Below are 7,629 nucleotides of genomic sequence, written 5' to 3'. Positions count from 1 at the left end.
ACTGGTACAGTAAAATGGTTCAACGAAACTAAAGGTTTCGGTTTTATTTCTCAAGATGACGGCGGTGCTGACGTATTCGTTCACTTCCGTGCAATCGTTTCTGACGGTTTCAAAACTCTTGCAGAAGGCCAAAAAGTGTCTTTTGAAGTAGAAGACGGTCAAAAAGGTCCTCAAGCTGCAAACGTTGTTGTTGCTTAATTAGCTTGTCGATTTAGACAGAATATTAAAAAGCAGGCCTAGGCCTGCTTTTTTTTGTTTCTCATTTCAGGAGCGGTGGCTCTTGCTTCTTCAACCATCACTGCCCTTTCTTATGCTTCAGCCTTGAGTTCTAGCGCTCATCCTTCTTGTAAACGGTCTTTAGGTATTCATCTTTTTGTTTCCATTGGTCATCTAACCATTTGTGGAAACGACGCTTAAACGCCTTATCATTGAAATAATCACCAGACACATCTTCATTCATTGGGTGGAGTTTTACATGAACAACAACTCGAGTTAAACGCCCTTTCAAGAGATCGGTAAAAGGCGTGTCTTGATTTTCTGGGTAGGCAAGAGTGATATCCACAATACCGTCAAGAAGATCCCCCATGGCATTGAGCGCGAATGCAACACCACCCGTCTTAGGCTTCAATAAATGCGTATAAGGTGTTCTCGCGGTCGCTAACTTCTCTTTATTTACACGCGTCCCTTCTACGAAGTTGACTAACGTCGTCGGGACAAAGCTGAATTTCTCACAAGCTTTATTAATGGCATTGAAATCATCATTTCTACGTTCTGGGTGCTTGATTAAGAACTCTCTTGAGTGACGCCTCATAAACGGCATATCTAAACACCAACAAGCCAACCCCACAAACGGTACATAAAGAAGTTCATGCTTTAAAAAGAACTTCGTCATTGGCATTTTATTTTTTAGTACAGAAGAGACAATAACGATATCAGCCCAGCTAATATGGTTGGACATCATCAAATACCATTGGTCTCTTGATAACTGCTCTTGCCCTTCAACCGTCCACTCTATTTTATTGTTCGTATTGAGCATCCATAGGTTAAACGTCGCCCATAGCCAAAACTGACAATTTGATAAACGGGTGAAGAAAACTTTGGCGCTTCTAAATGGCAAAACGGCTTTTATTAACGCTAAGAGACTCACGACAAGGGTAGTAAAAGCGGTATTAACAATGACTAATGATACAAACAGAACAAGGCGGAGATTTTCTAACATTACAAGAGATTCTAGAGACTAAAAGCGGCATTATAGCGAATAACTATCTAATATCGTAACAAATTTGTCATCTCGATATCTGGTGAGAAACCTTTCTCAGTAAACTGCCTATTTTACTAAGCCACTTGTTTCGCGAGATCGACAAATATCGGTTGATGTTCGTCACTAAAAGGCTCAGAATGGCGCACTTTTTGTCGCTCTAAGCAAATCTCCGATTTTTGCGATTGTTAAATGCCTTGGAATCATTCCACCGATGGGCAACGTACAACTTTTTCCATCGATAACATTTAATTGTCCCAAGTGACTGCTGCAGCTACCTTCATTGTTAATTGAGAATCAAATATATGGGTTTTACCTCACTCGGTCTTTCTGCTCCAATTTTAAAAGCTATTCAAGAACAAGGCTATGATACACCGTCTCCAATTCAAGCTAAGGCGATCCCAGCCGTACTTGAAGGCAAAGACGTGATGGCAGCAGCGCAAACGGGTACAGGTAAAACTGCGGGGTTCACGCTCCCAATCTTGGAAAACCTAACTAAAGGACCAAGAGTTCAAAGCAACAATGTGCGCGCGCTTATCCTTACGCCTACGCGCGAACTAGCGGCGCAAATCAACGAGAATGTTGCAAAATACAGCGCGCATCTTCCACTGAGTTCGTCGGTTGTATTCGGTGGCGTCAAGATCAACCCACAAATGATGAGACTTCGCCAAGGCTGCGATGTGCTTGTCGCGACACCAGGGCGCCTACTGGACCTCTTCAATCAAAAGGCGGTTAAGTTCTCTCAACTTGAAGTCTTGGTACTTGACGAAGCCGACCGCATGTTAGACATGGGTTTCATTCGCGATATTCGCAAGATCCTAAATGTGCTGCCAAAGCAACGTCAGAACCTTCTATTCTCAGCCACGTTCTCTGATGAGATAAAAGAGCTAGCGAAAGGCCTAGTCAACAACCCAGTTGAAATCTCTGTCACGCCAGCCAATTCAACCGCAAGAACGGTTGAACAGTGCATTTACCCTGCCGATAAAAAGCAGAAAGCACCTATGCTGGTGAAACTGATTAAAGATGGCAACTGGCAGCAGGTATTGGTGTTCAGCCGCACAAAACATGGTGCCAATAAGCTGTCTCATTACCTAAATGATCAAGGGATCACATCTGCTCCTATTCATGGCAACAAAAGCCAAGGCGCAAGAACTAAGGCATTAGCCAACTTCAAGTCTGGTGAAGTTAGGGTATTGGTTGCTACAGATATTGCTGCACGCGGTATTGATATTCCGCAACTGCCTCAAGTCGTGAACTTCGATTTACCCAACATCTCTGAGGATTATGTTCATAGAATTGGGCGTACCGGACGCGCTGGCGAAGCCGGTAAAGCTATCTCATTGGTGTGCGCTGATGAAGCCGCTGATCTTTTTGGTATCGAACGTCTGATTCAGCAATTGCTGACACGACACGAGCTTGAAGGCTTTAAACCACAAAACACGTTGCCAGAATCAAGGCTAAATACACGCCCTATCAAGCCTAAGAAACCGAAGAAGCCAAGAACCAACCACGCCGATGGTCAACGTTCAGGTGACAACGCTCGCGGACACAAACCTGCTGGCAAAAACAAACGTCACGTCGGCGGTAACCAATCTGATGGTGCAGCCAATAAGCCAAAGCGTCGTCAATTTAAAAAGCCTCAGCAGAGTAACAAACCGAGCTAGTTAACGACTTCTTTCCTAGCCTCGTAAACATAATAAAACGGCGATCTCTCGCCGTTTTTTAAATTCCATTCTTCACATAGTGTTCAATCTTCACTCTAATTTCTTCTTTTCGTGAATCGCTAGCAAAGCTCGCTTCGACTGCATTCAACGAAAACGTCACTAAATCCTGATGCGTCACAGGTAAACTGCGAGCAATAGCCAAGAAATTATCGTTCATATAGCCACCAAAGTAAGCCGGATCATCTGAGTTTACAGTCACGCATAGTCCCCGCTTCAATAACATCAGAATATTGTGTTGTTCCATAGAATCGAACACTTTTAGCTTCGTGTTTGAGAGTGGGCATACGGTTAGCGGCATTCGTGATTTCGCCAATGTTGAAACAAGATGCTCGTCCTCCACACAGCGAACACCATGATCGATTCTTGAAATGCCAAGCAAACTCATTGCATCGGTTATATTGCTGGCAGGCCCTTCTTCTCCCGCATGAGCGACCGCTTTGAAACCCTGCTCTATTGCAGCCTGAAAAACGCGATGAAATTTCTCTGGTGGGTGACCTAACTCAGAAGAGTCGAGACCAACAGCAATAATATGCTCTTTATGCGGCAATGATTGCTCTAACGTCTCAAACGCTGATTGCTCATCTAGGTGACGCAAGAAACACATGATCATTTTGCTCGTAATCCCCAACGTTTTCTCGCCTTCCTTTAACGCTCTGTTTATACCGTTCACTACCACATCAAACTCAATGCCTCGAGCGGTATGAGTTTGAGGGTCGAAGAATATTTCGGTATGAATCACATTATCTTGTTTGCATTTAAGGAGGTAAGCCCAGGTGAGATCGTAGAAGTCTTGTTCATAAATAAGAACATTGGCGCCTTGATAATAGATGTCCAAAAACGACTGTAGGTCTTCAAACTCGTATGCGGTCTTGATTTCTTGAGGGCTATTGTATGGCAACTCAACATTGTTTCTCTTCGCGAGCGAAAACATCAGTTCAGGCTCTAAGGAGCCTTCAATATGCATATGTAGCTCAACTTTAGGTAGCCCTTCAATAAACTTGATTTGATCCATAACTTCTCCTAACCCGTTGATTATATGACGTAATGGCGTATAGGATCTATAGGATGAAACGATGAAAAGCGCAATGTTCCATTGGCGTGATTATTGACAATCCGACTTCGCTTCCGTGACCTGAGATTGCATTTTTTTAAACAGGCTGAAGTACCGACTTCCACTTTTCTTCTTCGCCTCGTACATCGCCTGATCGGCCAATTCCAGAACCTCTTTCACATTATCTGATTGAGTTGGATAATAACTAACCCCGATACTGCAAGACACCTGTATTGATTCGTCTTTGATCTCCATCGGCTTATCCAATACGTCGAGAATATAATCTAACTTCGACTCAATATTGGCTTCATCCGATAATCCATTGATACAGACTACAAACTCGTCACCGCCAACCCGGCCGATAACGTCAGTAGGTCTCATATTGTCTTTGAGTCTGGAAGAAAATGTGGCTAACACTTCATCGCCTACATTGTGTCCCTTGTTGTCGTTGATTGCTTTAAATTTATCCAAATCAATAAACAAAAGCGCAAAGAGCGTCCCTGAACTCAGTGCTTTTTGCGCTTCAACGTCCAACTGATGATAGAACGCTCGTCGGTTCAACACTCCGGTCAACGAATCGCGTTCAGATAAATAACGCAACTGGTCAGTTTGATGCATGAGAGTGGATGTCTTTAATTTCACTTCACGTTCAAGCTCATCCTTGGTCACAATATGGTTTTGTAGAGACACTTTCATTTTGTTAAAGAACGTCACTAGCACGACATACTCTTCCGCGAGTTTAGGGATAGAGATCAATGTGTCTAAGTCGCCGTTGTATAAGTTATGTATCCCTTCCTTGATAACATCCTGCCCAGCTTTAAACTGTTTAAAGATCAGTATTGCCGTAAAGCTTACAAGAAGTGTGAAAAAGAGTAAGACTAACGCGGTCATGGCGAGCGCTTTCTCTTGCTGAGCTCGATTGCCAACATGAACTTCCTGCTGCAAATGAAACAATTCTTCACCCATACTCTGAGCAATCATATTGTAGCGAGAGTGAAGTAAAGAGCGAGATTCAGACATATCAGCCGTAACGACGCTATGAGGAAAAGATTGTAACTTTGAATCATCAAGAGCCCGTTCTTGTCGCAACAAAACCGCTAAGCTGTAATTCATCTTCTCTAAGTTCTCGATGTAGTGCTTAAAATTGGTTTGCTCGCCTAACTGTTCCGTTAAGCTCTGTTGAGCCATATACACTTCTTCTAAACTGGCCTTGTCTTTATACTGCAAAAATATCCATAACTGGCTTCGTAACGTATCGATTCCTTGCTGAATTTGTAGAATGGTAGCCAACTGCTGATCATGAATTTGCTGATCTTCGCGAATACTCCAAAGCGACATCGAAACAATACCCACCAGCAATACTGAGATGATGACCAGTAAATTGAGCTTACTCAGAATAGACTTCATTATTTGATACTCAACGGGTTTCGTTGAACATATTCCAACGCTTGTGAATCAAGAATACTTCGGTAGTTAGGCATACCTCCCTCGACTAGATTTGAGTCCAACGCCCATCGAGCTTGCAACTGCAAGTTTGATAAGAGGGCATTTCCGATTGATAAACGAAATGCGTAATCTTGCCATGACCAATCAAGCTGTGACTGGGGAAGATCAAGCGCATCAGCCACTATTTTTTGGGCGTTTTTGGGGTTTTCTTTCATCCATTGAATCGACTCTTCCAGAGCCATTAAAATCGCTACAGAGTGTTCTAAGTGCGCTGAGTCTGATGATTTTCTGGTGACAAGATTAAATGTTAGGTGGTAAATGCCCTCTAAGCTCAGATCTATCACATCGCCGACGGTTGAGCTTAGCTGATAACCGTACGGTTCCCACACTGAAATGGCGTTCACTTCTCCTGATATCAGTGCTTGGTTAAGTTTATCGGGCGCAATATAAACACGCTCGACTGGCATCGATTTTAGATTGTTCGCTATCAGCAAAGAATCGAAATAGAACTCACTCGCGCTGGCTTTAACAATGCCTATTTTCTTTCCCATTAATTGATCGATCGATTTAAATTGGCTGGATGCTAATGCGAGTAGCTTTATATTGTTTCCCGATTCAACAAAACAGCTGACAAGTGAAATATCATCATGTTTAAAGCTCTCAAACATAACGACAGATTCAGAAGACGTCGCATAACTCACCTCGTTGTTGAATAAAGACCGAGCGCATGCAACACCGCCCTTACAAGGGACTAATTCAACGTTGATGTTTGCCTTTTTAAACAAACCAAGGTGATTGGCAACAATAAATGGGGAAGACAATGGCGTTTGAGAAACGGCAATTTTCACAACACTTTGCCGTTCAAACGATGAAGGCTCATTTGAATCTGACATGTAATAAAATAGAGATGTCATCGCTGAAAAGACTACCGCTATGAAACAAATTTTGGTCTTCAATCTCACTATACTAATACCCACAATGTTGCTGAGGTAAATTAACTATAGTTCAAACTAAAACGTGTTGTTTCATATATTTTGTGAATTATTCAATATCCACAATTCATAAAAAAGCAGCATCGAAAACGATACTGCTTAAACGTTAAATCAAGGCTGGATACTCAGCCTAGTTGTATATCTAACTCATTCTGAATCAATACAATACACTGAGAAGCAAACAACATTTTAGGCCCGAGACTTATTTTTTGAGTATTCAGACGCTTAAGGCTATTCCAAGACTTTTTAGGCATTGGAATATGATCCGTCAGTAGAAAACAAGCGTCATGCGATAACTCTATGTCACGCACAGAATCACCTTTTTTATCCAGCAAATAGAGTTGGTAAGTTTCAGCCAAGCGCTGAACTAGGCGCTCAAAGCTAACGGTTTCTACCGTTATTCCCGAGTCAACATCACGGATTTGCTCTTTATCCATTCCAACAGACTCCCCCAACGCGCGAGCTATCATGTTGATCAACGCTTCCTCATGAAATCCACCAATATCACGTAGCTCACTCGATTGAAAACGCACCGTTCTCGAAAAATCCTGAGTACTTTCAATCACCAGATACACTTCAACATCGTCACGATGTGACTGAGCAGTAAAAATGGCATTCATTAATACATGAGCCAAGATTTCGGTATGGGCTTCCTCTCCTACTGAGGCTAGAAAAGTAGTTTTATCCGTTGAAGCGGCGCGGGCTCGAACAACAAATGCTCTCATATTGGTACTCTTTCACTTAGGCTGGTAACAAACGCTCGTTACCCGGTAATATTTTGGAAAGCGAGGATACCATACCGAGAATAATCAACATACCCTCGCGCGTACCAAACCATTACGAACCATCGCCTAGCTTCAAACCTAATGTTCAATACCCGATGGATTAAATCCAAATTCAGACTGCTCATACACTTTCGCCAGAGACTTCGTCTTCATTTTCTTTCTGGGTTTCATGTCACTCGAGTGGCTTTCTTCATCGAGCAACGCTTGCTCATGCTCTTTTGCTGACTCAACAAATGCTTGGTTATTCAAAGCTTCTTGTCGTAAACGATTCACTCGTTCTAAGGTTTCCCACAACATATTTCACCTCAATAAACACTGTATTTATAAACAGTATAGATAATGAGCAGGAATAAACAAGAAAATACTGTATATA

8 protein-coding genes are annotated in these 7,629 nt (G+C 42.5%); 2 read left to right on the top strand and 6 right to left on the bottom strand.

What is annotated here, in order from left to right:
- Positions 1-198: cold-shock protein (locus BCU12_RS14260; protein ID WP_102404919.1), on the top strand; the 198-nt coding region annotated here is incomplete at its 5' end.
- 130 nt (positions 199-328) lie between these two features.
- On the opposite strand, the gene BCU12_RS14255 is transcribed toward BCU12_RS14260, so the two are convergent.
- The gene (locus tag BCU12_RS14255) at positions 329-1,219 is read right to left on the bottom strand and encodes an acyltransferase (protein WP_102404918.1); all 891 of its coding nucleotides are present in this window, start codon (positions 1,217-1,219) and stop codon (positions 329-331) included.
- A 344-nt stretch (positions 1,220-1,563) separates the two neighbouring features.
- Here BCU12_RS14255 and BCU12_RS14250 point away from each other — a divergent pair, with 344 nt between their 5' ends.
- The gene (locus tag BCU12_RS14250; protein ID WP_102404917.1) at positions 1,564-2,922 is read left to right on the top strand and encodes a DEAD/DEAH box helicase; all 1,359 of its coding nucleotides are present in this window, start codon (positions 1,564-1,566) and stop codon (positions 2,920-2,922) included.
- Between the two features lie 58 nt (positions 2,923-2,980).
- On the opposite strand, the gene BCU12_RS14245 is transcribed toward BCU12_RS14250, so the two are convergent.
- The 5 genes from BCU12_RS14245 to BCU12_RS14225 all read right to left on the bottom strand — a co-directional run bounded on the left by BCU12_RS14245 (position 2,981) and on the right by BCU12_RS14225 (position 7,553).
- Positions 2,981-3,994, bottom strand: coding sequence for an adenosine deaminase (locus tag BCU12_RS14245; protein WP_102404916.1), 1,014 nt, complete (start codon positions 3,992-3,994; stop codon positions 2,981-2,983).
- A gap of 90 nt (positions 3,995-4,084) precedes the next feature.
- Positions 4,085-5,440, bottom strand: coding sequence for a diguanylate cyclase (locus tag BCU12_RS14240; protein ID WP_241909840.1), 1,356 nt, complete (start codon positions 5,438-5,440; stop codon positions 4,085-4,087).
- Positions 5,440-6,393, bottom strand: a complete 954-nt coding sequence (locus BCU12_RS14235; RefSeq protein WP_198599337.1) for an ABC transporter substrate-binding protein — start codon at positions 6,391-6,393, stop codon at positions 5,440-5,442. The genes BCU12_RS14240 and BCU12_RS14235 overlap by 1 nt, the downstream gene beginning before the upstream one ends.
- Positions 6,394-6,596: 203 nt before the next feature.
- On the bottom strand, positions 6,597-7,196 hold the full coding sequence (gene trmY, locus BCU12_RS14230; protein WP_102404914.1) for a tRNA (pseudouridine(54)-N(1))-methyltransferase TrmY: 600 nt from the start codon (positions 7,194-7,196) through the stop codon (positions 6,597-6,599).
- Between the two features lie 138 nt (positions 7,197-7,334).
- Positions 7,335-7,553 carry a hypothetical protein gene (locus BCU12_RS14225; protein ID WP_102404913.1) on the bottom strand — a complete coding sequence of 73 codons (219 nt, stop codon included), beginning with the start codon at positions 7,551-7,553 and terminating at the stop codon, positions 7,335-7,337.
- Between the last annotated feature and the right edge of the window lie 76 nt (positions 7,554-7,629).

This window comes from Vibrio sp. 10N.261.55.A7 (assembly GCF_002877365.1).
Lineage (GTDB): Bacteria > Pseudomonadota > Gammaproteobacteria > Enterobacterales > Vibrionaceae > Vibrio.
Note: the sequence above shows the minus strand (reverse complement) of the source record. Positions and strands in the feature narration are given on the sequence as shown.